18 protein-coding genes and 2 tRNA genes are annotated in these 23367 nt (G+C 59.9%); 2 read left to right on the forward strand and 18 right to left on the reverse strand.

Translation table 11 applies throughout. From position 1 onward, the window contains the following. Window positions 1-82: 82 nt before the first annotated feature. The 9 genes from ACTD9P_RS05840 to leuC all read right to left on the reverse strand — a co-directional run bounded on the left by ACTD9P_RS05840 (window position 83) and on the right by leuC (window position 11098). Window positions 83-715, reverse strand: coding sequence for a phosphoribosylanthranilate isomerase (locus ACTD9P_RS05840; RefSeq protein ID WP_438867012.1), 633 nt, complete (start codon window positions 713-715; stop codon window positions 83-85). A 64-nt stretch (window positions 716-779) separates the two neighbouring features. Further along, window positions 780-1604, reverse strand: coding sequence for a tRNA pseudouridine(38-40) synthase TruA (gene truA / locus ACTD9P_RS05845; RefSeq protein WP_438867028.1), 825 nt, complete (start codon window positions 1602-1604; stop codon window positions 780-782). Between the two features lie 208 nt (window positions 1605-1812). Further along, the gene (locus tag ACTD9P_RS05850) at window positions 1813-4386 is read right to left on the reverse strand and encodes a FimV/HubP family polar landmark protein (RefSeq protein WP_438867013.1); all 2574 of its coding nucleotides are present in this window, start codon (window positions 4384-4386) and stop codon (window positions 1813-1815) included. 161 nt (window positions 4387-4547) lie between these two features. Beyond that, window positions 4548-5558 (reverse strand): aspartate-semialdehyde dehydrogenase, encoded by a 1011-nt coding sequence (locus ACTD9P_RS05855; RefSeq protein ID WP_200432912.1) that lies wholly within the window; start codon window positions 5556-5558, stop codon window positions 4548-4550. Between the two features lie 242 nt (window positions 5559-5800). Then, complete coding sequence (asd, locus tag ACTD9P_RS05860; protein ID WP_017138739.1) at window positions 5801-6913, reverse strand: aspartate-semialdehyde dehydrogenase; 1113 nt, start codon at window positions 6911-6913, stop codon at window positions 5801-5803. Between the two features lie 64 nt (window positions 6914-6977). Further along, on the reverse strand, window positions 6978-8060 hold the full coding sequence (gene leuB / locus ACTD9P_RS05865) for a 3-isopropylmalate dehydrogenase (protein ID WP_438867014.1): 1083 nt from the start codon (window positions 8058-8060) through the stop codon (window positions 6978-6980). 53 nt (window positions 8061-8113) lie between these two features. Further along, a complete protein-coding gene (locus ACTD9P_RS05870; RefSeq protein WP_438867015.1) occupies window positions 8114-8878 on the reverse strand; it encodes a class I SAM-dependent methyltransferase in 765 nt (254 codons plus the stop codon). A gap of 146 nt (window positions 8879-9024) precedes the next feature. Beyond that, window positions 9025-9669 (reverse strand): 3-isopropylmalate dehydratase small subunit, encoded by a 645-nt coding sequence (leuD, locus tag ACTD9P_RS05875; RefSeq protein WP_094953214.1) that lies wholly within the window; start codon window positions 9667-9669, stop codon window positions 9025-9027. A 10-nt stretch (window positions 9670-9679) separates the two neighbouring features. Then, window positions 9680-11098, reverse strand: a complete 1419-nt coding sequence (gene leuC, locus ACTD9P_RS05880; protein WP_438867016.1) for a 3-isopropylmalate dehydratase large subunit — start codon at window positions 11096-11098, stop codon at window positions 9680-9682. Window positions 11099-11238: 140 nt separating this feature from the next. Between leuC and ACTD9P_RS05885 the strand changes: the two genes are divergently transcribed. Both ACTD9P_RS05885 and ACTD9P_RS05890 read left to right on the forward strand, forming a co-directional pair. Beyond that, window positions 11239-12129: a LysR family transcriptional regulator gene (locus tag ACTD9P_RS05885; protein ID WP_438867017.1), complete on the forward strand. Its 891-nt coding sequence runs from the start codon at window positions 11239-11241 to the stop codon at window positions 12127-12129. Between the two features lie 67 nt (window positions 12130-12196). Beyond that, a complete protein-coding gene (locus tag ACTD9P_RS05890) occupies window positions 12197-15493 on the forward strand; it encodes a sensor domain-containing protein (RefSeq protein WP_438867018.1) in 3297 nt (1098 codons plus the stop codon). Here ACTD9P_RS05890 and ACTD9P_RS05895 read toward each other — a convergent pair. The 9 genes from ACTD9P_RS05895 to ACTD9P_RS05935 form a co-directional block, all read right to left on the reverse strand. Further along, window positions 15490-16749, reverse strand: a complete 1260-nt coding sequence (locus ACTD9P_RS05895; RefSeq protein WP_438867019.1) for a hypothetical protein — start codon at window positions 16747-16749, stop codon at window positions 15490-15492. The genes ACTD9P_RS05890 and ACTD9P_RS05895 overlap by 4 nt on opposite strands. A gap of 256 nt (window positions 16750-17005) precedes the next feature. Continuing rightward, window positions 17006-18004 (reverse strand): hypothetical protein, encoded by a 999-nt coding sequence (locus ACTD9P_RS05900; RefSeq protein ID WP_438867020.1) that lies wholly within the window; start codon window positions 18002-18004, stop codon window positions 17006-17008. Between the two features lie 89 nt (window positions 18005-18093). Continuing rightward, complete coding sequence (locus tag ACTD9P_RS05905) at window positions 18094-19473, reverse strand: hypothetical protein (RefSeq protein ID WP_438867021.1); 1380 nt, start codon at window positions 19471-19473, stop codon at window positions 18094-18096. A 575-nt stretch (window positions 19474-20048) separates the two neighbouring features. Next, window positions 20049-21008 carry a tRNA dihydrouridine synthase gene (locus ACTD9P_RS05910; protein WP_438867022.1) on the reverse strand — a complete coding sequence of 320 codons (960 nt, stop codon included), beginning with the start codon at window positions 21006-21008 and terminating at the stop codon, window positions 20049-20051. A 55-nt stretch (window positions 21009-21063) separates the two neighbouring features. Next, a complete protein-coding gene (locus ACTD9P_RS05915; RefSeq protein WP_438867023.1) occupies window positions 21064-21498 on the reverse strand; it encodes an acyl-CoA thioesterase in 435 nt (144 codons plus the stop codon). Between the two features lie 37 nt (window positions 21499-21535). Beyond that, window positions 21536-22369, reverse strand: a complete 834-nt coding sequence (locus tag ACTD9P_RS05920) for an alpha/beta hydrolase (protein WP_438867024.1) — start codon at window positions 22367-22369, stop codon at window positions 21536-21538. A 14-nt stretch (window positions 22370-22383) separates the two neighbouring features. Further along, a complete protein-coding gene (locus ACTD9P_RS05925; RefSeq protein WP_017138728.1) occupies window positions 22384-22923 on the reverse strand; it encodes a TetR/AcrR family transcriptional regulator in 540 nt (179 codons plus the stop codon). A gap of 183 nt (window positions 22924-23106) precedes the next feature. Beyond that, window positions 23107-23182, reverse strand: a tRNA-Glu gene (locus tag ACTD9P_RS05930). Window positions 23183-23261: 79 nt separating this feature from the next. Next, window positions 23262-23337: transfer RNA gene (locus tag ACTD9P_RS05935), tRNA-Ala, on the reverse strand. Window positions 23338-23367: the final 30 nt, after the last annotated feature.

Consider the following 23367-nt stretch of genomic DNA (forward strand, 5'->3'; position numbering starts at 1 on the left):
ACTTCATTTCCGGGCCTCCCGCAGGCGGCGCCGATGCTGTTTTACACAGTGGTAGTTATGGACGGCGGCAGATTGCCTGCCGTCACATCGCACCACTGCTGTTGCGCACGGCTTGCATGAATGCGCGAATCTTGTGGTGATCCTTGATGCCCTTGGCCTGCTCCACTCCGCCGCTGACGTCCACGGCATAAGGCCGGACCTGCTCGATGGCCGCCGCGACATTCGCGGGGTTAAGCCCACCGGCGAGGATAATCGGCTTGCTCAGGCCTTCGGGAATCAGCGTCCAGTCGAACGCCTCACCCGTACCGCCGGGCACGCCTTCAACGTAGGTATCCAACAGAACCCCGCGAGCGCCAGTATAGGCGGCGCATGCAGCAGCGATGTCATCCCCGGCCTTGACGCGCAGCGCCTTGATATACGGGCGCTGGTAGCTGTCGCACTCATCGGGGCTTTCGTCGCCGTGAAATTGCAGCATATCCAGCGGCACAGCATCCAGGGTTTCATTGAGCTCGCAACGGCTGGCGTTGACGAACAGCCCCACGGTGGTCACGAATGGCGGCAGCGCAGCGATGATTGCCTGCGCCTGCAACACGTTCACCGCCCGTGGGCTCTTGGCATAGAACACGAAACCGATGGCATCCGCCCCCGCTTCGACTGCCGCCAGCGCGTCTTCTATGCGGGTAATCCCGCAAATCTTGCTGCGAACGGCTGGCATGTCGTAGAAACCTCAGGGGTTGGGCCGAGAAAGTCCCGGATGGTAACAAAAGCGCTTGCAGGCGTCAGCCGTCAAGTTCACTGAAACCTGTGAGGAAATGTGGACCGATAAAGCGTTGCGGCAATTCAAACTCGTCGCGGTACTCCACATCCACCAGGTACAGGCCGAACGGGTGTGCCGTGACCCCGCCGGTGCGGCGAACGCGACTTTCCAGCACTTCCCGCGCCCACTCCACCGGGCGCTCGCCAGTGCCGATGGTCATCAGCACACCGGCAATATTGCGCACCATATGGTGCAGGAAGGCGCCGGCGCGGATATCCAGCACAATCATCTTGCCGTGACGGGTCACGCGCAGGTGATGGACTTCCTTGATCGGCGACTTGGCCTGGCATTGCCCGGCACGGAAGGCGCTGAAATCATGCACGCCAACCAGATGCTGGGCGGCTTCGACCATGCGCTCGGCATCCAGCGGGCGGTGGTTCCAGGTGATTTCCTGGTTAAGGTGCGCCGGGCGAATCTGATCGTTGTAGATCACGTAGCGGTAGCGCCGGGCGATGGCTTTGAAGCGCGCATGAAAATGCGCAGGCATGACCTTGGCCCAGGTCACGCTGACGTCATGGGGCAAATTGATATTAGCGCCCATCACCCAGGCTTTCAGCGTGCGCTCGGCCTGGGTGTCAAAATGCACCACCTGGCCACAGGCATGCACACCGGCATCGGTACGCCCGGCGCACATCAGCGACACCGGCGAATCCGCCACCTTCGACAACGCGTTTTCGAGGGTTTCCTGCACGGTCAGCACACCAGAAGCCTGGCGCTGCCAGCCGCGATAGCGCGAGCCTTTGTATTCCACGCCCAAGGCGATGCGGTTAAAGCCTGCGGCCGCCATTTCGGCGGCCGCGTTATCTATATTTGCCAAGAACTGAGAGCCCGATGAGTTGCGCGAAGGCGGGCATTATAAAGGCGCTGGAGAATATGCGCAGGCCTAATGTGGGAGCGGGCTTGCTCGCGAAGGCGGCGTGTCAGTCGATGTATTCCTCAACTGGTACACCGCTTTCGCGAGCAAGCCCGCTCCCACAAGGGTTTTGTGTCAATTGTTAGATTTTGCCGAGCATTTCCTTGGCTTCACCGCGCTGTTCTTCACTGCCCTCGGTCAGCACTTCATTGAGGATGTCCTTGGCGCCGTCCGCATCACCCATGTCGATGTAAGCCTGGGCCAAGTCCAACTTGGTGGCGACTTCATCGGTGCCGGAAAGGAAGTCGAACTCCGGTTCATCGGCGCCCAACGCCGCATCTTCAGCGGTGAACGAAGGCTCGATCGGCGGATGCTCGAGGCTCTGGGACAGGCGATCGAGTTCTGCGTTGACGTCATCGAGCTCCGAAGCGAATGCATCGGGCTTGGCAGCGGCCGGCGCTTGTGGCTCATCGGCCAGGGACAGGTCGAAATCTTCCGGCAGGTCAAAGTCGTCCAGCGCAGTGGGTGCCAAGGTCGGCGGCTCGACGGCTGGCAGGTCCTTCATTTGATCTTCCAGACCCGACAGGAAGTCATCATCGGCCTGCGAAGACGGCGCCTCGAGTTGCAAATCCAGATCGAAATCCGACAGGTCATCCGGGCTGGCCTTGGCTTCAGTCTGCTGTTGCAGCAGCGATTCAAAGCTCGGTTCGTCTTTCGGGCTGACTACGGCGGGTGACGCCGCTTCCAGGTCATCGAGGCTGAGGTCGAAATCGGTGTCGAAGGCGTCAGGTTCCGGGGCAGGCGCCGCGGGCTTGTCTTCGAGCAAATCCTTGACGTATTGAGCATCCAGGGCCGCCGCCGCCACCGCAGCACTGACGCCCGCCGCCAACACGGCCATGGCCGGGAAGCGGTTTTTCAGCTGCTCGACCTGGGCATGGTTTTCACCATTGGCCACCAGTTGACGCTCCTGGGTGACGAAACCGTCCTTGTCACCTTGCAGGCCGTAGACTTCCATCAACTTCAAGCGCAGGTCGCTGCGCTTGGGTTCGCGCTTGATCGCCTGCTCCAGCACATCGGCGGCCTGGTTCAGGTGGCCACGGTCGATATGGGATTGGGCTTGCGCCAGAGCATCACTGGAGTTTTCCGGGGCGACGGCAACCGCCAAAGGTGCCAGTACGGAGGCAACCGAGGGCACCACCACGGGTTCAACCACGGCTGCCGGCGCTGGCGCGGCGGCCAATTTAACGTTCGGCGCTGCCACTTCAAGGCCTTCGAAGCTGTCGGGTGGCAGGTCGTGATCCACATTGGGCGTAAAAGCTGGCTCTTCGGCCAGGGCACGGGCCATGCGCAGGTGCTTTTCCTCTTCGAGGCGCGCATTGCGATGGCGCGCCCACAGCAGCAGAAGCAACAACACCAGCAAGCCAGCCGCGCCGCCGATCACACCAAGGACAATCGGGTTGGTCAGCAGCTCGTTGAACTTGCCTTCGCGGGTGGCAGGCGCCGCCTCTGGCTTGATCGGCTCAGGCGCTGGTGCGGCTGCAACGGGGGCAGCCTCAGCCGGTGCTGGCGTAGCCGCAGGTTCAGCCGCCAATTGAGCGGGCATCGCCGCTGTTGCCTGCGCTGCCGGCTCAGGGTTGCCGGCCTGCAACCTGGCGAGTTGATCGTTTTTCAGTTGAATCAGTTTTTGCAGCTTGTCCAGCTGGCTTTGCAGGTCCGCCGCGCGGCTTTTCAGTTCTTCATTGTCGCGACGGGTGGTGTCCAACTGCTCCTGGGTCATCGCCAGTTTGTCGCTCACCGCTCGGCTATCACCGGCCTTGCCCTTCGCGCCTTTTTTGGCCGACTCCGCCGACACCAGGCTCAAGTTGTCCTTTGCGGTGGTGCTCGACGGTGCATTACCGGCCTGGGTGCGTTTGGTCGCGTCCAGCTGTTGCTTGCCTGCTACTGGATTACTGGCTGTGCGACGGCCTTCGCGCCAGGCAGCATTTTGCGCGGTCACTTCGGCAATCGCCTCGGGCTGCGGCAAGCTGGTGGCTTGCTGGCGGTCTGGCAGGCGCAGGACCTGGCCGGTTTTCAGGCGGTTGATGTTGCCGTCGACAAAGGCGTCGGGGTTAAGCGCCTGGATGGCCAGCATGGTTTGCTGCACCGATGCACCGTTGCGGTTCTTTTCGGCAATTTCCCACAATGTGTCGTGAGAGGTGGTGGTGTGCTGGGCGGATTTGCTGGCGGTCGGCGCCGTGCTGGCTCGCGCAGTACTGGTCGGTGCGCTCAAGCGCGGTGCGGGCGCGCTGGCGGCTGGCGCTGTCGCCGGCTGCTCGAACTTGGCCGGGTCGAGCAACACACTGTAGTCGCGCATCAAGCGGCCATTAGGCCACTGCACCTGCAACAGGAAACGTACGTAGGAATCTGGCAGCGGCTTGCTGGAGGTGACGCGGACCACACTGCGGCCGCTGGGGTTGACCATCGGGGTAAACGTCAGGTCATTGAGGAACGCCTGGCGGTCTACGCCTGCATCGACAAACGCCTGGTCGGAAGCCAGGCTCGGAGTGATCTGCGAAGCCGTGAGGCCGCCCACGTCGAGCAATTCGATTTCCACCGACAACGGCTGGTTCAGCTTCGACTTGAGGGTCATCTCCCCAAGTTGCAGCGCCTGCGCCATACCGGAGGACAGCGCCGAGGCGGCCGCTATTGCTAACACCAGTTTGCGAACTTGAACCATAGCCTCATCCTTTGTCTGAACACTCCCCGGCCTGCGAGAAGGTTGGTAACCGCTGCCAAAAGGCATGGCGAGCCGATAGGTTACCGACGCGCTTCTTTACCGCTTGGGGCCAAGCATAGCGCCTGGCTAGAATCAATCTACAAATTGCCGCCAAGTATCTTTTACGCAAGGCCTTTTATCAACAACTGCGCCAGCTGTACGGCGTTGAGTGCCGCGCCCTTGCGTACGTTATCTGACGTCAGCCACAGATTTAGTTCCGCCGGGTCATCCACACCCGCACGCACACGGCCGACGTAGACCACATCCTGGCCGACCGCATCGCCCACAGCCGTGGGGTAATCACCCTCTTCGACCAGTTCAATGCCCGGTGCCGCTTCCAATGCACGGTTTACCGCTGCCAGGTCGACCGGCGCGCCCAATTGCAACGACACCGTCAGGCTATCGCCAAAAAACACCGGGGCTTGAACGCAGGTTGCAGAAATCTTCAGCAATGGAGTTTCCAACACCGCGCGCAGTTCGTGTACGAGACGTTTCTCCAAAGCTGTATGACCTTTCGCGTCTGGCGTGCCGACTTGTGCCAACAGGTTGAAGGCCATCTGCCGGTCAAAAAACTTCGGTTCCAGTGGGCGTACGTTCAACAGTTCGGCGGTCTGTCGCGCCAACTCGCTGACGGCTTCACGGCCCTGGGCGGATACCGCCAGGTTGGCGGTGACGCTGACACGCTGGATCTCCAACAATTCACGCAACGGCGCCAGCACCACGGCCAGGTTGGTCGCCGATGGGCTTGGGCTGCTCAGTTGGAAAGGCTTTTTCAAACTGTCCAAGACATGGGCGTTGGCTTCCGGCACCACGTGAGGCGCCTGGTCAGCGGGCAAGGCGCCAGACAGGTCGATCACCGCACAACCAGCAGCGGTGGCGCGTGGTGCAAAGCTCAAGGTCACGGCCGGGCCCGCCGCAAAGAAGGCAAGCTGCGCTTTTTTGAAATCGAACTCGTCGACTTCCTTGACCCGCACGTTCTTGCCACGAAACGGCACGGACGCGCCGGCCGAATTGCTGCCGGCCAGCAGATAGAGGGTGCCCACCGGAAAATCCAGTTCTTCGAGAATCTGCACCAGGGTTTCACCGACCGTGCCGGTGGCGCCGATCACGGCGATTTCAAAGGTCTGGGTCATGGGGGGCTGCCTCGGGCATTGCGGGGGGAGCGGCACTTTACCGGGTGGCTCGGGGTGAGGCAATTAAGCTGGTTTTTGTGGTGTAGCTGATGGCCTCATCGCAGCATAGGTATCTACACAACTTTGATCGTTCCCACGCTCTGCGTGGGAACGATCAGCAGAGCGTGGGAACGATCATTAGCGCGTAATAAAAAACCCGCGCCTGTCACCAGAGCGCGGGTTTCTCTTACGGCTTCAAGCGATCAACGCTCGAGCAAAATCCGCAGCATGCGACGCAGCGGCTCGGCCGCGCCCCACAGCAACTGGTCGCCAACGGTGAACGCGCCAAGGAACTGGCTGCCCATGTTCAGCTTGCGCAGACGGCCCACCGGTACATTCAGGGTGCCGGTGACCTTGGTCGGGCTCAGCTCCTGCATGCTGATATCGCGGTTGTTCGGCACCAGCTTGACCCATGGATTGTGCTGGCTGATCAGCCCTTCGATGTCGGCGATCGGCACGTCTTTGTTCAGCTTGATGGTCAGCGCCTGGCTATGGCAGCGCATGGCGCCGATGCGCACGCAGATGCCGTCTACCGGGATCGGGCTCTTGAAGCGACCCAGAATCTTGTTGGTTTCGGCCTGGGCCTTCCACTCTTCGCGGCTCTGGCCGTTCGGCAGTTCCTTGTCGATCCACGGGATCAGGCTGCCGGCCAATGGCACACCGAAGTTTTCGGTCGGGTAAGCGTCACTGCGCATGGCTTCGGCCACACGGCGGTCGATGTCGAGGATCGCGCTGGCAGGGTCGGCCAGTTGATCAGCGACAGCGGCGTGGGTCGCGCCCATCTGCTTGATCAGTTCGCGCATGTTCTGCGCGCCGGCGCCGGACGCCGCCTGATAAGTCATGGCACTCATCCACTCAACCAGCCCGGCTTCGAACAGGCCGCCCAGGCCCATCAGCATCAGGCTGACGGTGCAGTTGCCGCCGACGTAGTTCTTGGTGCCGGCATCCAGCTGCTGGTCGATAACCTTGCGGTTCACCGGGTCGAGGATGATCACCGCGTCGTCCTGCATGCGCAGGCTCGATGCGGCGTCGATCCAGTAACCCTGCCAGCCGGCTTCGCGCAGCTTGGGGAAGACTTCGCTGGTGTAGTCGCCACCCTGGCAGGTCAGGATCACGTCGAGGGTTTTCAGCTCTTCAATGCTGTAGGCGTCCTTGAGCGGGGCGATATCCTTGCCCACGGACGGCCCTTGGCCACCTACGTTCGAAGTGGTGAAAAACACCGGCTCAATAAGATCGAAATCCTGCTCTTCCAGCATCCGCTGCATGAGCACGGAACCGACCATACCGCGCCAACCGATCAGACCTACACGTTTCATCGCAACTACACCTTGTTAAAAAGTGGGCCGCCTTGCAGCAACAACTGCAAGCGGGCCCGAGAGATTACAGATTCCGCAGCGCGGCGACTACTGCGTCGCCCATTTCTTGCGTCCCAACCTTGGTGCAACCCTGTGACCAAATGTCACCGGTGCGCAAACCCTGATCCAGCACCAGGCTTACCGCCTTCTCGATGGCATCCGCCGCTTCGCTCAGGTTGAAGCTGTAACGCAGCATCATCGAGACCGACAAAATGGTCGCCAGCGGGTTGGCAATGCCCTGGCCCGCGATGTCCGGCGCCGAACCGTGACACGGCTCGTACATGCCTTTATTGTTGGTGTCCAGGGACGCCGACGGCAGCATGCCGATGGAACCGGTGAGCATCGAGGCCTGATCCGACAGGATGTCGCCGAACAGGTTGTCGGTAACGATCACATCAAACTGCTTGGGCGCACGCACCAGCTGCATGGCGGCATTGTCGACGTACATGTGGTTCAGTTCGACGTCCGGGTAGTCCTTGGCCACTTCTTCGACGATTTCGCGCCACAGTTGGCTGGAGGCCAGTACGTTGGCTTTATCCACCGAGCAGACCTTTTTGCCGCGCACGCGGGCCATGTCGAAACCGACACGGGCGATACGGCGGATTTCGCTCTCGCTGTACGGCAGGGTGTCGTAGGCCTGACGCTCGCCATTTTCCAACTCGCGCACGCCGCGTGGCGAGCCGAAATAGATACCGCCGGTCAGTTCACGCACGATCAGGATGTCCAGGCCCGCGACCACTTCCGGCTTGAGGCTCGACGCGTCGGCCAGCTGCGGGTAGAGGATGGCCGGGCGCAGGTTGCCGAACAAGCCCAGTTGCGCGCGAATTTTCAGCAGGCCGCGTTCCGGGCGGATGTCACGCTCGATTTTGTCCCATTTCGGGCCACCCACGGCGCCCAGCAGCACGGCGTCGGCCGCACGGGCGCGGTCCAGGGTTTCGTCGGCCAGCGGCACGCCGTGCTTGTCGATGGCCGCGCCGCCGATCACGTCGTGGCTCAGCTCAAAGCCCAGGTTGTACTTGCTGTTGGCGAGTTCCAGGACCTTGACCGCTTCGGCCATGATTTCCGGACCAATGCCGTCGCCAGGGAGAATCAGAATCTGCTTGCTCATGCGTTCCTCATTTCATCAAGCGACCCGCCCGTGGGCAGGTCGGGAAAAATCAATCAGCGTTCAGCGAAAACCACCAGCACGTCGGTGCTGAAGGTGCCGTCGGCTTGAATCTCGTAGTAATCGCGCACTTCCTGGCCCATTGCCTGCTGCAACGCAAGGATCGCGGCGCGCAATACCTCTGGCGTGCGCATGCGCTCGACCCACGAAGTGTATTCCAGGCGCAGGCGCTGACGGCTGCTGGTGCGCACATGCAAGCCGGATTCGCTGAGCTGTTGCATCCATTCGGCGGCGGAGTAATCGCGCACGTGGCTGGTGTCGCGCAGCACTTCGACGGTTTGCAGGTAAGTGTCCAACAGCGGGCTGCCCGGTGACAAGACGTCCACAAAGGCGGCTACGCCACCCGGCTTGAGCACCCGGCGCACTTCGCGCAACGCCAGGCCCAGGTCGCTCCAGTGGTGGGCCGAGTAGCGGCTGAACACGAAGTCGAACTCGCCGTCGGCGAATGGCAGGCGCTCGGCGGCGCCGTGTACGGTGCGGATGTTGGCCAGGTTGCGGTCTTTGGCGGCAGACGCAACCACGTCGAGCATCTGTTGGGACAGGTCGTAGGCCACCACTTCTTTAACCAGCGGAGCCACGTTAAAACTCACATGACCGGCACCGCAACCCAGATCCAGCAACCGTGCAGCGCCCTGCCCGGCCAGTTCGGCCTGGAGCAGCGCGAATTCGGTGCCCTGGGCGTGCACGACACTGCTCAGGTAGGCCGAGGCTTGCTCGCCGAATTGTTTTTGCACGACTTGGGTGTGGGCGGTGGTGGTCATGATGATGTCCCTGGTTTTTGTGTTGTTGCTACTGGCCTCTTCGCGAGCAAGCCCGCTCCCACATTTGTTTGCATTTCAACTGAAGAAACTCGGTCGAATGTGGGAGCGGGCTTGCTCGCGAAGAGGCCAGTCCGGTCTACATAGAATCAGGCATCGCGAAACAGCCAGGGCTGGCTCGCCCGGTGCTTGGTTTCAAACGCGGCAATCGCATCGCCGTCCTGCAAGGTCAGGCCGATGTCGTCCAGGCCATTGATCAGGCAGTGCTTGCGGAACGCATCCACCTCGAAGTGATACACCTTGCCGTCCGGGCGGGTCACGGTTTGCGCGGCCAGGTCAACGGTCAGTTGGTAGCCCACATCCGCTTCCACCTGCTTGAACAACTCATCCACTTCGGCATCGCTCAAGATGATCGGCAGCAAGCCGTTCTTGAAGCTGTTGTTGAAGAAGATGTCGGCGTAGCTCGGCGCGATGATGCTGCGAAAGCCATATTCTTCCAAAGCCCACGGTGCGTGTTCACGGCTGGAGCCGCAGCCGAAGTTTTCCCGCGCCAGCAGCACGCTCGCGCCTTGGTAGCGTTCGGCGTTGAGCACGAAGTCTTTATTCAACGGGCGCTTGGAGTTGTCCTGGTAGGCGTAGCCCACGTCCAGGTAGCGCCACTCGTCGAACAGGTTAGGGCCAAAACCGGTACGCTTGATCGACTTCAAGAACTGCTTGGGGATGATCTGGTCGGTGTCGACGTTGGCGCGATCCAAAGGGGCGACAAGGCCGGTGTGTTGGGTAAAAGCTCTCATCGGGTATTCCTCAGATCAATTCGCGAACGTCGATGAAACGACCGTTGACGGCTGCCGCGGCGGCCATGGCCGGGCTGACCAGGTGAGTACGGCCACCGGCGCCCTGACGCCCTTCGAAGTTACGGTTGGAAGTGGACGCGCAATGCTCGCCCGACTCCAAACGGTCCGGGTTCATCGCCAGGCACATCGAGCAGCCCGGCTCACGCCATTCAAAACCGGCCTCGAGGAAAATCTTGTCGAGGCCTTCGGCTTCAGCTTGGGCTTTGACCAGGCCTGAACCCGGCACCACGATGGCTTGCTTGATGGTCGAGGCGACTTTACGGCCCTTGGCGATCACCGCCGCAGCGCGCAGGTCTTCGATCCGCGAGTTGGTGCAGGAGCCGATAAATACGCGGTCCAACTGGATGTCGGTGATCGCCTGGTTGGCTTTCAAACCCATGTATTTCAAAGCGCGCTCGATGGAACCACGCTTGACCAAATCGGCTTCTTTAGCCGGGTCCGGCACGTTCTGGTCAACCGCCAGGACCATTTCCGGCGAAGTGCCCCAGCTGACTTGCGGCTTGATCTGGGCAGCGTCGAGTTCGACCACGGTGTCGAACACCGCGTCAGCGTCGGAAACCAGGTCTTTCCAGGCTTCAACCGCGGCATCCCAATCGGCGCCCGCCGGTGCGAATGGGCGACCTTTGACGTATTCAACGGTTTTTTCGTCCGCCGCCACCATGCCCACGCGGGCACCGGCTTCAATGGACATGTTGCAGATGGTCATGCGGCCTTCGATGGACAGGTCGCGAATCGCGCTGCCGGCAAACTCGATGGCGTGGCCGTTACCGCCGGCGGTGCCGATCTTGCCGATCACGGCCAGCACGATGTCTTTGGCGGTCACGCCGAAAGGCAAGCTGCCTTCGACCAACACCAACATGTTCTTCATCTTCTTGGCGACCAGACACTGGGTGGCGAACACATGTTCCACCTCCGAGGTGCCGATGCCATGGGCCAGGGCGCCGAACGCACCGTGCGTGGAGGTGTGGGAGTCGCCGCAGACCACGGTCATGCCCGGCAAGGTAGCGCCCTGCTCCGGGCCGATCACGTGGACGATGCCCTGACGCACGTCATTCATCTTGAATTCGGTGATGCCATATTCGTCGCAGTAGTCGTCGAGGGTCTGCACCTGAAGGCGCGACACGGTGTCGGCGATGGCGTCGATCCCGCCCTTGCGTTCCGGGGTGGTCGGTACGTTGTGGTCCGGAGTGGCGATGATCGAGTCGACGCGCCAAGGCTTGCGCCCGGCCAGTCGCAGGCCTTCGAACGCTTGGGGCGAGGTCACTTCATGGATGATGTGACGGTCGATATAGATCAGCGACGAGCCATCGTCGCGCCGTTTCACTTCATGGGAATCCCAAAGCTTGTCGTAAAGCGTTTTGCCGGCCATCAGTCGGTCCTCATCACAGGTGCATCTATACGCCGGGCTTTTCAATAACCCTTTGGCTTGTGAGGCTGATGGTATGGCGCTACATTAAATAACTCAAATTCATATTTTTTATGCTTTGGATTACCAACTGGAATACCACCATGGACCTGGCCAACCTCAACGCCTTTATTGCCATCGCCGAGACCGGCAGCTTCTCCGGCGCCGGTGAACGCCTGCACCTGACCCAGCCGGCCATCAGCAAACGCATCGCCGGGCTGGAGCAACAATTAAAGGTACGCCTGTTCGATCGCCTGGGCCGTGAAGTCGGCCTGACCGAAGCCGGGCGTGCCCTGCTGCCACGCGCTTATCAGATTCTGAATGTGCTGGACGATACGCGTCGGGCGCTGACCAACCTGACCGGCGAAGTCAGCGGTCGGCTCATATTGGCCACCAGCCATCACATCGGGCTGCACCGCCTGCCGCCGATTCTGCGCACCTTCACGCGGCAATATCCCAATGTGGCACTGGATATTCAGTTCCTTGATTCGGAAGTGGCCTACGAAGAAATCCTGCATGGCCGCGCCGAAGTGGCGGTCATCACCCTGGCGCCCGACCCGCATAACCTGGTGCGTGCCATGCCGGTGTGGGACGACCCGCTGGATTTTGTGGTGGCGCCGGAACACAGCTTGAACGGCAACGGCATCGTCAACTTGGCCGACATTGCCAAGCATCCGGCGGTATTCCCAGGCGGCAACACCTTTACCCACCATATCGTCAGCCGGCTGTTCGAAGCGCAGGGCCTTACGCCCAACATCGCGATGAGCACCAACTACCTGGAAACCATCAAGATGATGGTCTCCATCGGCCTGGCCTGGAGCGTGTTACCGCGCACCATGCTCGATGATCAGGTGGCGAGTATCGCTTTGCCGGGCATACAGCTCAGTCGCCAGCTAGGCTATATCGTGCACACCGAAAGGACGCTGTCGAACGCTGCGCGGGCTTTCATGAGCCTATTGGATGCACAGGTCGATCTGCCAGGGATACCGGCATGAAGCTGTGCGGCCCATAGAGCCTGAATAACCCCGTGCCGAACGCCCATCGAGCCAAGGCCCTTTGATAATGCGCAACCCCGTCGATTCCGTACCGCCCCTGCCGCGCATTTACGCCCTGGACCCTCAAGAGGCGGAACAAAGCTGGGAAAGTGCTCCGCAATTGCTGGCAGCCCTCAATGCTGCCCGCCTTGGGGCGTGGTGCTGGGAAATCGATACCGGCAGGATCAGTTGGTCGCGCGGCACCCAGGCGCTGTTCGGCTACGACCCTCGACAACCACTGCCCAAAGACCTGGACTACCTGGACTTGCTGGCGCCCCAGGACCGCGCCCGGGTGGTGCGCGCGTTTCATGCGGTGCTGGCGGGCGAGCCGTTCGAGCAGGCCATGCACCACCACATTCAATGGCCGGATGGCAGCCATCACTGGCTGGAAATCAACGGCAGCCTGACGCCGGACAAAACCGGCCGGCGCCGCATGATCGGCGTAATTCGCGAGACCACTCGCCAGCGCGAGCGCGAACATGCCCTCATGCACTCCGAAAAACGCTTCGCCACGCTGTTTCACCTGTGCCCCAACATGGTGTTGCTCACCCGCCAATCTGACGGGCGCATCAGCGAAGCCAACCAGTACTTCGAGATTCACTTTGGCTGGCCCGTCGCCGAGGCCATTGGCCGCACCACTCTGGAGCTGGGCCTGTGGCGCCACCCTGAGCAGCGCGCGCTGCTGGTCAAGGCCACCCAGCGCAAGGGCGAGCCGATCACCATGGACGTGCAGTTCTGCGCCAGCAACGGCCAGATTCACGATGGCACCCTCTGCGCGCAAAAGGTCGAACTTGAGGGCGAGGCTTACCTGATCAGCACCTTCCTCGACACCACCGACCGCAAGAACGCCGAGCAGGCCCTCAAGGACAGCCAGGAGCGCCTCGACCTGGCCCTGGACTCGGCGCAACTGGGCACCTGGGACTGGCACATCCCCACCGGCATGCTCTACGGCTCGGCCCGCGCCGCCCAACTGCACGGCCTGCCTCCTGAGCCTTTCCACGAGTCCTTCGATGCGTTTTTTGAAGGCATGTCCGATGCCGACCGCGAGGGTATGCGCAATGCCTACCGCAGCCTGCGCGAAGGCCCGGACGGCAACTACCAGTTGACCTACCGCGTGGAAATGGAAGATGGCAGCCCGCGCTACCTGGAAAGCCGCGCACGCCTGTACCGCGATGACGCCGGCAAGCCGCTGCGCATGGCCGGCACCTTGCTCGATATCACCGACCAGGTTGAACGCGAACAACGCCTGACCGCCTCCGAAGAAAAATTCGCCAGCCTGTTCCAGGCCAGCCCCGACCCGATCTGCGTGACCTGCCTGGACAGCGGCGTGTTTATCGAGATCAACCCGGCCTTTACCCAGACGTTTGGCTGGACCGCCGCTGAAGTGATCGGCAACAGCGCCGAGCAAATCGGCCTGTGGGACGATTCAAGACAGCGCCTGCAACGCATTGAACAGGTGATTCGCGAACAGTCGTTGAGCAATGTGGCCCTGGTGGTGCATCACCAGAACGGCCAAAGCCTGACCTGCGTGATTTCCAGCCGGTTGATCAAGGTCGGCGATCAGCCGTGCATCGTCACCACACTGCGCGATATCACCCAGCAGCAGCGTTCGGAAGCCGCGCTCAAGGCCAGCGAAGAGAAGTTCGCCAAGGCCTTTCACTCCAGCCCCGATGCGATTTCCATTACCGAACGCGACACCGGCCGTTATGTCGAGGTCAATGATGGCTTCTGCCGCCTGACCGGCTACCGCGCCGAAGAAGCCATCGGCCTCACGCTCTACCAGATCGGCATCTGGGCCGATGAAAACCAGCGCGCGGCATTGTTGGCCGAACTGCAGATCAAGGGCCGTATTCATCACCTGGAAATGCTCTGGCACAACAAGCGCGGTGAAGTGTTGGCGGTGGAAGTCTCGGTCGAACCCATCACCCTCAATGAAACCCCGTGCCTGCTGTTGACTGCACGGGATGTGAGCCTGTTGAAAAACGCCCAGGCGCAGATTCGCCACCTGGCCTATCACGACCCGCTCACCAACCTGCCTAATCGTGCGCTGTTGATGGACCGTCTCAGCCAGCAGATCGCCCTGCTCAAGCGCCATAACCTGCGCGGCGCGTTATTGTTCCTCGACCTTGACCACTTCAAGCACATCAATGATTCCCTCGGTCACCCGGTGGGCGACACCGTGCTGAAAATAGTCACTGCGCGGCTGGAAGCCAGTGTGCGCCTGGAAGACACCGTGGCGCGCCTGGGCGGTGATGAATTTGTGGTGTTGCTCAGTGGCCTGGACGGCACACGGGCAGAAGTCAGCGGCCAAGTGCAAGTATTGGCCGACACGTTGCGCGAACTGCTGTCGGAACCGATGTTCCTGGATGGCCACCGCCTGCAGGTCACACCGAGCATCGGCGTGGCGCTTATACCCGATCATGGCTCCACACCGGCCGACCTGCTAAAGCGCGCCGACATTGCGCTGTACCGCGCCAAGGACTCGGGGCGTAATACCACGCAGATGTTCCACAACAGCATGCAGAAAACCGCCAGTGAGCGCCTGCGCATGGAGACCGACCTGCGCCTGGCACTGTCACGCGGTGAGTTCAGCGTGCATTACCAGCCCCAAGTGGATGCACGCGGCAACAAAATTGTCGGCGCCGAGGCGCTGGTGCGCTGGCAACACCCACAATTGGGCGCGCAGTCCCCCTCCGAATTTATCAAGGTATTGGAAGACAGCGGCCTGATCCTGGAGGTCGGCACCTGGATTCTCGATGAAGCCTGCGGCGCCTTTGCGCAGCTGATTGCCGATGGCCTGGTAAACCCGCTGGATTTCAGCCTGTGCGTGAATATCAGCCCCCGGCAGTTTCGCCAGAACGACTTCGTGGAGCGGGTAGAACGCAGCCTTAAACAGCATCACCTGCCTTGTAGCCTGTTGAAGCTGGAAATCACCGAAGGCATCGTCATACAGAACCTGGACGACACCGTGGCGAAGATGCGCCGCCTGAAAAAACTCGGCGTGAGCTTTGCCATGGATGACTTCGGCACCGGCTATTCATCGCTGACCTACCTCAAGCGCTTGCCGGTGGATGCGCTGAAGATCGACCAGTCCTTTGTGCGCGACGCCACCCATGACCCCAACGACGCGGAAATCATCCGCGCCATCGTGGCCATGGCGCGCAGCCTCAACCTTGATGTGATTGCCGAAGGCGTGGAAACCCTGGAACAACTGGCGTTCCTGCAAAAGCTGGGGTGCCATTTGTTCCAGGGGTATTTGCACAGTCGGCCGCTGCCGATTGAGGGGTTCAGGCAACTGATGGTGCAAAATCGAGGTGCGGTTTAAACCAGCTTTAATGCGTGCGTGTCTTTCATCCAATCCGACCCGGCCAGTTTCATTTTTGAGCCATAAAAATCGATAAACCCATCAAAAACACCTACGGAGTGGTCATGATTGGCGAGGGTGCCTGGAACGCCACTGGCCAACTCTTGCGCGCTGCTATTGTAGGTAAAGGCAAACAACCCGAGGCGTCGAAGCGCTTCACCTGAGGTTTCTTTATCATTGAGCGAGCCCATGGCCGCCGCAAAACTTTCCCCGGCCACAAAATCATGATTCTCCACTTGCGCCCGCTTGGCACTCACGGCGTACAAGAAAATCGCATCGTTCAAAAGGCCTGTATTCTCGCCGTGAAAATTTGAGCCTTTGCGCGCTTGTTTCAACTCATCATGGGTCAGGTGCACCGTGCATGAATCGCGCATGGTCACGGTATAGCCCTGGGCTGTCTCGGTGATGCGCGAGTAGATGCCTTGAGGGTTTTGACCATACTTCATCATGGCGGCCTTGATCGCCGAGACGGTGACACAATTGAGTTCAGAACCTTGATAGAACCCACCCCAGATATTCTCAGGTTTGGCCCCCACCGGCATGTCCGAGAGCGTCCAGCGCTGGCTTCCAGGGCTTGATGCCGGCGGGTGCGACGTCTGCCTGTCGAGCCTATAGCCGTACTCCTTGACCACCGGCGTTTGTTGGCCATAACGGTGTTTTATCCCATCCAGCACCAGCGCACCGGAAAAGTCATCCACCACGGCAACGGCGCCTTTCTCCTGCATTTTTTGCGGTTCGACAATGCGCATGAACCCAATCATGCCCATCCCCTTCAAGATCCGATAGCTCGTGTCCCTGCGCAGCGTCTGCGATAAAGCGGTCTCAAAACGCTGAGGTTCATCAGATGGCGTGCTGGTCATTTGCCTGCGCTTTATATACGCCGCCAACATAAAATTGGCGCTGCTCACCATGCTTTTGTCCCGTCCGACAAAACGCGAGACCTCTGCGGTGCGCGTCAATTGCGCATTCGACAGGTGAAGCTCAAACCCGTCTTTCATCGTAATGTCATAACCATCCCCAGACGGCGTGACCTTCTCAAATACATCGGTTGGGCGCTGGCCAAACTCCATCATCATCATTTTGATCACGGCAGCGTGATGGCTGACATCAAAATGCTCACCAAAACTGCGCTCAACAGCATCAAACCCACTCAAGATATCGGTGGGCTTAGCGCCGTTCTTTCGCTCAGGCAGATCAACTGGCGCAGTGACGCTCATCGTAGTCCTCACCAAAGCGTCTTTGTGGGGCATTGAATGCGTTGACAACATCCAGCAACTTCACGCCTGTCGAGTGTGCGACCGGTCCTGTAAAAGGCTGGGAATGTGCGCGCGTTGAAAGTGTAGAGAGGTTTAGCCTGGCAATATCCACACAGATGACTCCTGCAGTCAGTCAATACACTTTAAAAAGAGGGATTAAAATAATGTGTTGCGATAACTTGAACGTTACCGCCAACGCTGATCCTTTATTGCCCGATCATTGGGCACCGAGCGAGGCCGGGCGTTGACAGCAAGGCGTGTGTTTGAGTGCCACAGCCTCCCCTTGCCGAGGCACAGCGCCTGGCCGCCCCCAGGTCTCTTCACGGCCATTGATGACCGCCACCGAGTGATCCCGCCGATTACTCACGCCCAGGCGACCTTCGGCAAGCTCACGCACGCTGACTTTTTTCATGTAGTGAATTAGCCCTAACCGCAGGAAGCCCTCGCCAGGTTGTTCCTCATCCTCGCCATCATTCAAACTTTCGACACCCGCTTCAAAGCTATCACCCGCCGTTGTGTCGTTGTTTTCCTCGTGTGCACGCTTGGCACTGACGGCAAACAAAAAGTGCGCATCCTTGAGCATGCCCTTATCGGGGCCGATGAACTGCGAAGCGCGCGTGGCGACTGCCAACTCTCGGTCGGTCAATGTGAGCGTGTAATTGTCGCGCATCGTTACCCGATAGCCACCGTCCAGGCGCCTGACTTCGCGGTAGATGTCTGTCGGGCTTTGACCGAATTTGTGCATGGCAGCCTTGATCGTCGCTACCGTGGCACAGTTACCGCCTGGCCCCTGACGGAATCCACTCCAAATATTAAAAGGCTTTGCGCCATTTCGCTTATTGGACAGGCCCGGGATATCGCCTCCATACCCCTGCGCAGGCGCGGAAGCTACCATGAGCGCCGAGTCAGCTGGCGCGGCACGCCTCACCGACTGAGGATTCACTTGGGTTTGTGGGGGCACATCGGGAAAGACCTTAGCCTTCTGCTGCGAGGGACCACTGGCCAACCCCGCCAGGAATGCGGCAACCCTGCCCACCAGGCTGTCAGCTCTTGGGTGCCCAGGCCTATCACTGAGCACCGGCATCGAGCTCGACCGCGAACCGGCATGTCTTGGCGCGTAAAAGGACGCCCGCTCATTGGGACCGTCATGCAAAGCCATGCCTGGCAGCTGACGCACATCTGGGTAAGCGATGTTATCAATTCGGTAATACACCATGACTTGCTCCACGTTTTCTAACGTTTCCCCGAAACTTGGGCCCGGGGAAACGCGGCGTTATCGGCGAAGTTAAAACACCCTGCCGGGTGTCAGTTCCTCAGCCGGGAGCGGTTGGAGAAGCCCTGGTTCCAGCGATCATTCTCATTTTCAGCAGGGCCTGGGCTGGTCACACCACGCTTGGTCCCGGCGCTTACCTCCGAGGTTGCCTCGCGGGTGCCAGAGGTTTCAGACTCAGCGACTTCATCACGGTGGGTGTGCGCAGTAAGGTCATCGGAAGCGTGCTCAGCGTCCTTGCCATCAGTCTTGGCTGACTCGACATGGCTCTCCTTACCCTCAATAACGTGTTCAGCGTCCTGGCCATCAGTCTCGGCTGACTCGACATGGCGCTCCTTACCCTTAATAACGTGCTTAGCGTCCTGGCCACCAGTCTTGGCTGACTCGACATGGCTCTCCTTACCTTCAATAACGTGTTCAGCGTCCTGGCCATCAGTCTCGGCTGACTCGACATGGCGCTCCTTACCCTTAATAACGTGCTTAGCGTCCTGGCCACCAGTCTTGGCTGACTCGACATGGCTCTCCTTACCCTCAATAACGTGCTCAGCGTCCTGGCTATCAGTCTTGGCTGACTCGACATGACTCTCCTTACCCTCAATAACGTGTTCACCGTCCTGGCCCCCAGTGATGAGCGACCTTACATGCCCCTCCACGCTCTCAGTCGGTACTTGCCTTTCAGGCGGCAAAGGCACGTGAGTCCTGGACGTCATACCGGCGATGACACGCGAGTCCTTGCCGGCTTCAATCGACGTGTCAGGGCAGTGGCAGTGGTTGACATTAACCTCCACTTTGATCTGTGGGTTTGATTCGCTTGTCACATTAATGCCGGGCTCACGTGCCCGAGGTAAAACACTTAGCTTGGGCGCATGCGGTTCTGTTTGATGCGAATCCTCACTCGACTTCTTCTTCAGTTGATTCGCGACATCCGATATAACCTTGGACAACACACCGACTGGTAGCCTTTCTTTGGTTTGAACGCCTGCAACGGGTACTTCTTTTGGCTGCGAGCCTTCTTCCAGTTTGCTTTTCGATTGAACCTCGGAAGAGGAGCCCTTCACCTGCGGTTGAGTGTGCGCAGGCGCGACGCTCTGAACGCCTGGGTCCTGCTTGCCGGGGACCGCGCTATCAGTGTGAGACAATCGATTAGGGATTTCAGCTTTGCCCGAAAACATCTCACGCATGGCACTGACAAGCTGATCAAACATATCAAACAGCTTCGTGAACACGCCGGCATTATTCAACCCGTCACGCTGCAGCGTTGCGGAAAATTCAGTTTGGGGGGGGGATGGAGTATGCCCAAGACCAGCCCCGGACATGCTAAGCGGCGTACCGACATCGGGACCTTTTGACGGTTTCGAGTCAAGGGGCAGCGCATCATTTTTGAACAAGGGCGAGTTATTGATCGAAAAAGACATTAACAATTTCCTAATTAAGCGCAGCCTTGGCAATTAAACACCCAGAACAGCGACAGTTGTTTTAAGTGCTGCAAGCAACCGTATTGCTTCACAGTCCCCACTTTTGTGGAGCACGAGACTATTGAGTTCCAGAAATCGCGCTTCATATAAGGAAACCAAATCAATCTTTGGGACTTTTCCCCGTTGTTACTCACGAAAAACCGAGGCATCGCTCGCCCCTGCTCGCAGGACTACAGAAACACGCGTTTATAAACTGCCAAGCTGCAATTAATCGACATAGTTAACAGAACAACGAAACAACAACCCATGCTATTCCGCACTCAGCCAAACACCTTTCGCAACACCTGCTGCGCGGTAAAAACAAGCAACTGACTTTTCAGAACAACTCTGTAGTAACTTCTGAACGCCGGTAGGCAGCGCCTGTTACTTTCCAACATTCAAAAAAGCCTCAGACGGCAAAAAAACGCCACCTCTCAAGCTTGGTGAGCCTCCCCGGCAATACCTTTAAATGCAAAAATGCTCCGTATCTTTCAATACGGAGCATTTTTGCAACAAAGGCGGCTGTGATCACGTCACTACGCTGGGTCGGGATGCTTCATACCCAACAAGCGGCTGACCTGCTCCAGCCCGGTTTCACGGCGCAGCGCGGTGAACAGCTCGACCGCTTCGGGATAGTTGCGCGTGAGCATCGCCAGCCACTGCTTCAAACGGCCAGGTGCCTGCTTTTCGGTAAGTTGCGCCACCGATTGGCGCCAGAACTCATGGAGCATGGGCTGCAGCTGCGCCCAGGTCATTTCCACCACGTCTTCACCCGCCTTCGCCGCTACGATCTGCCGCGCCAGGTCTGGGCGGGCCACCAGGCCACGGCCGAGCATGATGTCTTCGGCGCCGCTGACTTCGCGGCAACGCTTCCAGTCTTCGACACTCCAGATGTCGCCATTGGCAAACACCGGCACCTTGACCACGTCCTGCACCCGCGGGATCCACTCCCAATGGGCCGGCGGTTTGTAGCCATCGGTCTTGGTGCGCGCATGCACCACGATGTGCGCCGCGCCGCCTTCAGCCAGGGCCGTGGCACACACCAACGCGCCGTCGGGGCTGTCGAAGCCCAGGCGCATCTTCGCAGTGACCGGGATATGCGCCGGCACGGCGCGGCGCACGTGCTCGACGATCTGGTTAAGCAGCTCCGGCTCCTTGAGCAATACCGCACCGCCACGGGATTTATTGACGGTCTTGGCCGGGCAGCCGAAGTTCAGGTCGATCACCTCGGAACCCAGCTCACACGCCAGCGCTGCGTTTTCCGCCAGGCACACCGGGTCGGAGCCCAGCAACTGCACGCGCAATGGCACGCCCGCTGCGGTGTGGGCACCGTGCAGCAGTTCGGGGGCGAGCTTGTGGAAATAGGCCGGGGTGAGCAGGCGGTCGTTGACGCGAATAAACTCGGTCACGCACCAATCAATACCGCCCACGCGGGTCAACACGTCCCGCAGGATGTTGTCGACCAACCCTTCCATGGGCGCCAAAGCAATTTGCATGGGAAACACTCAAGAAAAATCGTGGCGCAGTTTACTGGGTTTCCAGCTGGAACCGTTAACCCCCGGTCAGTGCCGGGCCATAACCATCAAGAAACTCGGCAGGCATGCGCTTGGGCTTGCCGCTGGACAGCTCGATGCACACAAAGGTCGTTTGCGCACGCAGCAGGGTCACGCCATCAGTGGGGCGAACCAATTGAAAACGCCGGGTCATCTTCAGGCGCTGGTCCCAGTCAACAATCCAGGTAGCCAGTTGCAACTCGTCACCTTCGTAACCAGCCGCCAGGTAGTCGATCTCATGACGCACCACAGCCATGGCGCGGTCCAGCCGCCGATACTCAGTGAGGTCCAGCCCCAGACGCTGGGAGTGGCGCCACGCACAACGCTCCAGCCAGGACACGTACACCGCATTATTGGCGTGCCCAAGACCGTCGATATCTTCAGCGGCGACCTGCAGGTCGATGATAAACGGCGCTGCCAGATCCCAGCCCATGCCTTGCTCCAGTCGATGAATGTCGCTGGGCAGTGTATCAGGCGGTTTGCCGCTCCTGTAAACGACGGCCGGCCAACAGGGCCAGAACAGCCTCGATCACCCGTGGATCAGCCAGCACCCGCTGGTGGCCGCCCTGCTCCAGGCGCAGCAGACGGCTGTCGAACCAAGCCTCATGGATGGCTTGCGAGGCTTTGACCGGGACAAAGGTGTCGTCTTCAGCGTGCACGATCAACCCCGGAAGGTTCATCTGGTAGTGGGCCACATCCAGGTGCTTGAGCGGCATGCCGAAAGTCAGTTCGACCTCCTGGATAAACGCCGAGCGCGCACGCGGCGGCAAACCGACCATGCGGGTAAAACCGCGCAGCACATCCAGGAAGCGCGAGGGCGCGGCAATACTCACCAGCGCCTCGGTACGCAGCCCCAGTTGCACCGCCAGCATCGCACTGGCGCCGCCCATGGAATGCCCGACCACCGCATGCAGCGGCGGCAACTCTGCGGCGGCTTCAAGCATGGCGCGCGCAAACAGCAAAACATGCGCCTCACGCCCCGGCGAGCGACCATGGGCAGGCCCATCCAGGGCAATCACCGAATAGCCGTTAGCCACCAACGCAGTGATCAGGCTGGCGAACTGCGTAGGACGCCCTTCCCAGCCATGCATCAACAATACCGCAGGCCCTTGACCCCAGCGCAACGCCGACAAGCCGAAACGCAAGGTGATGCGCTCCGATTGCGCCAGCAGCGGCAGCTCCCAATCACGTGGCGGCAGGGTGCGCGGCGTCATGAAGGTACGGCGCAATTTGCTGGCCACTGTGTGCGGCGCCAACCGGCCAACGGTGCCATGGAAACCACGAATCCAGGTGAATGCGCCCATCATGCGACTCCTTCTTAACGCACCGCCGACTTGGCAGCGCGCAACACACGGTCGGACAACTCACCCGGGCCCAGCGCACGGGCCAGCGCCAGGCCGCCGATCATCAAGGCCATGTCGGCCAAGGCCTTGTCGGTGTCTTCGGGGCTTGCTGCCAATTGGGCCGCCATCAACTCGGTGTGCTCATTGAGCGCCAGGCGAAACTCATCCGGCAGGCGGCTCATCTCGCCCACGGTGGCCGGGATCGGGCAAGCGTGATCGGTGGAGTCGCGGTGCTTGCGCGACAGGTAAAACGCCGCCACCAGGCTTCTGCGTTCCTCCCCCGTCAGTTGCGCGTCCATGTCGTCGATCGACGCACGACGCCGAGCCAGCAACTGGGTGAACGCCTCGAGCATCAGCGCGTCTTTGCTTTCAAAGTGTGCGTAGAAACCGCCGACCGTCAGCCCGGCGGCGCCCATGACTTCGCCGACACTGGGCTCCGCCGGGCCTCGCTGGATCAACGCCGCGCTGGCAGCCTGCAAAATGCGTTCGCGGGTTTGCGCTTTTTTATCGCTCATCAAAGCCTCCGTTTCTCATGGGTTAAATATTATTACCATAATAATATTTAGCAAGCGACAGGCATGACCGCTGGTCAGGACAGAATAAAGGGTATTGAGGAGAGGATTGGCCAAACGCCAGACAAACAAAAGGGCCATTCAATAATTGAATGACCCTTAAAAATCCCGCAGAGCGGGTAATCGTGGCGTCCCCTAGGGGACTCGAACCCCTGTTACCGCCGTGAAAGGGCGGTGTCCTAGGCCACTAGACGAAGGGGACACAAACCTTCTATACACTGATCAGCGCTGAGAACTGATCGATTCAAGGACGGTGTGGCCGGAACCTTGAACCTGTAAATTGGTGGAGCTAAACGGGATCGAACCGTTGACCTCTTGCATGCCATGCAAGCGCTCTCCCAGCTGAGCTATAGCCCCGGATTTTTCGTCTCGCGACGCAGCAGACCT

This window comes from Pseudomonas onubensis, from assembly GCF_965653655.1.
Taxonomy (GTDB): Bacteria; Pseudomonadota; Gammaproteobacteria; order Pseudomonadales; family Pseudomonadaceae; genus Aquipseudomonas.

What these genes read in the sequence shown, in the direction of transcription:
- asd (WP_017138739.1), bottom strand. Translation starts at nt 6,913, where the DNA reads ATGAAACGTGTAGGTCTGATCGGTTGGCGCGGTATGGTCGGTTCCGTG.
- ACTD9P_RS05870 (WP_438867015.1), bottom strand. Translation starts at nt 8,878, where the DNA reads ATGACCACCACCGCCCACACCCAAGTCGTGCAAAAACAATTCGGCGAG.
- ACTD9P_RS05915 (WP_438867023.1), bottom strand. Translation starts at nt 21,498, where the DNA reads ATGGGCTGGGATCTGGCAGCGCCGTTTATCATCGACCTGCAGGTCGCC.
- ACTD9P_RS05900 (WP_438867020.1), bottom strand. Translation starts at nt 18,004, where the DNA reads ATGGTGTATTACCGAATTGATAACATCGCTTACCCAGATGTGCGTCAG.
- ACTD9P_RS05905 (WP_438867021.1), bottom strand. Translation starts at nt 19,473, where the DNA reads ATGTCTTTTTCGATCAATAACTCGCCCTTGTTCAAAAATGATGCGCTG.
- ACTD9P_RS05920 (WP_438867024.1), bottom strand. Translation starts at nt 22,369, where the DNA reads ATGGGCGCATTCACCTGGATTCGTGGTTTCCATGGCACCGTTGGCCGG.
- ACTD9P_RS05895 (WP_438867019.1), bottom strand. Translation starts at nt 16,749, where the DNA reads ATGAGCGTCACTGCGCCAGTTGATCTGCCTGAGCGAAAGAACGGCGCT.
- ACTD9P_RS05840 (WP_438867012.1), bottom strand. Translation starts at nt 715, where the DNA reads ATGCCAGCCGTTCGCAGCAAGATTTGCGGGATTACCCGCATAGAAGAC.
- ACTD9P_RS05850 (WP_438867013.1), bottom strand. Translation starts at nt 4,386, where the DNA reads ATGGTTCAAGTTCGCAAACTGGTGTTAGCAATAGCGGCCGCCTCGGCG.
- leuC (WP_438867016.1), bottom strand. Translation starts at nt 11,098, where the DNA reads ATGGCCGGCAAAACGCTTTACGACAAGCTTTGGGATTCCCATGAAGTG.
- leuD (WP_094953214.1), bottom strand. Translation starts at nt 9,669, where the DNA reads ATGAGAGCTTTTACCCAACACACCGGCCTTGTCGCCCCTTTGGATCGC.
- ACTD9P_RS05885 (WP_438867017.1), top strand. Translation starts at nt 11,239, where the DNA reads ATGGACCTGGCCAACCTCAACGCCTTTATTGCCATCGCCGAGACCGGC.
- truA (WP_438867028.1), bottom strand. Translation starts at nt 1,604, where the DNA reads ATGGCGGCCGCAGGCTTTAACCGCATCGCCTTGGGCGTGGAATACAAA.
- leuB (WP_438867014.1), bottom strand. Translation starts at nt 8,060, where the DNA reads ATGAGCAAGCAGATTCTGATTCTCCCTGGCGACGGCATTGGTCCGGAA.
- ACTD9P_RS05910 (WP_438867022.1), bottom strand. Translation starts at nt 21,008, where the DNA reads ATGCAAATTGCTTTGGCGCCCATGGAAGGGTTGGTCGACAACATCCTG.
- ACTD9P_RS05925 (WP_017138728.1), bottom strand. Translation starts at nt 22,923, where the DNA reads ATGAGCGATAAAAAAGCGCAAACCCGCGAACGCATTTTGCAGGCTGCC.
- ACTD9P_RS05855 (WP_200432912.1), bottom strand. Translation starts at nt 5,558, where the DNA reads ATGACCCAGACCTTTGAAATCGCCGTGATCGGCGCCACCGGCACGGTC.
- ACTD9P_RS05890 (WP_438867018.1), top strand. Translation starts at nt 12,197, where the DNA reads ATGCGCAACCCCGTCGATTCCGTACCGCCCCTGCCGCGCATTTACGCC.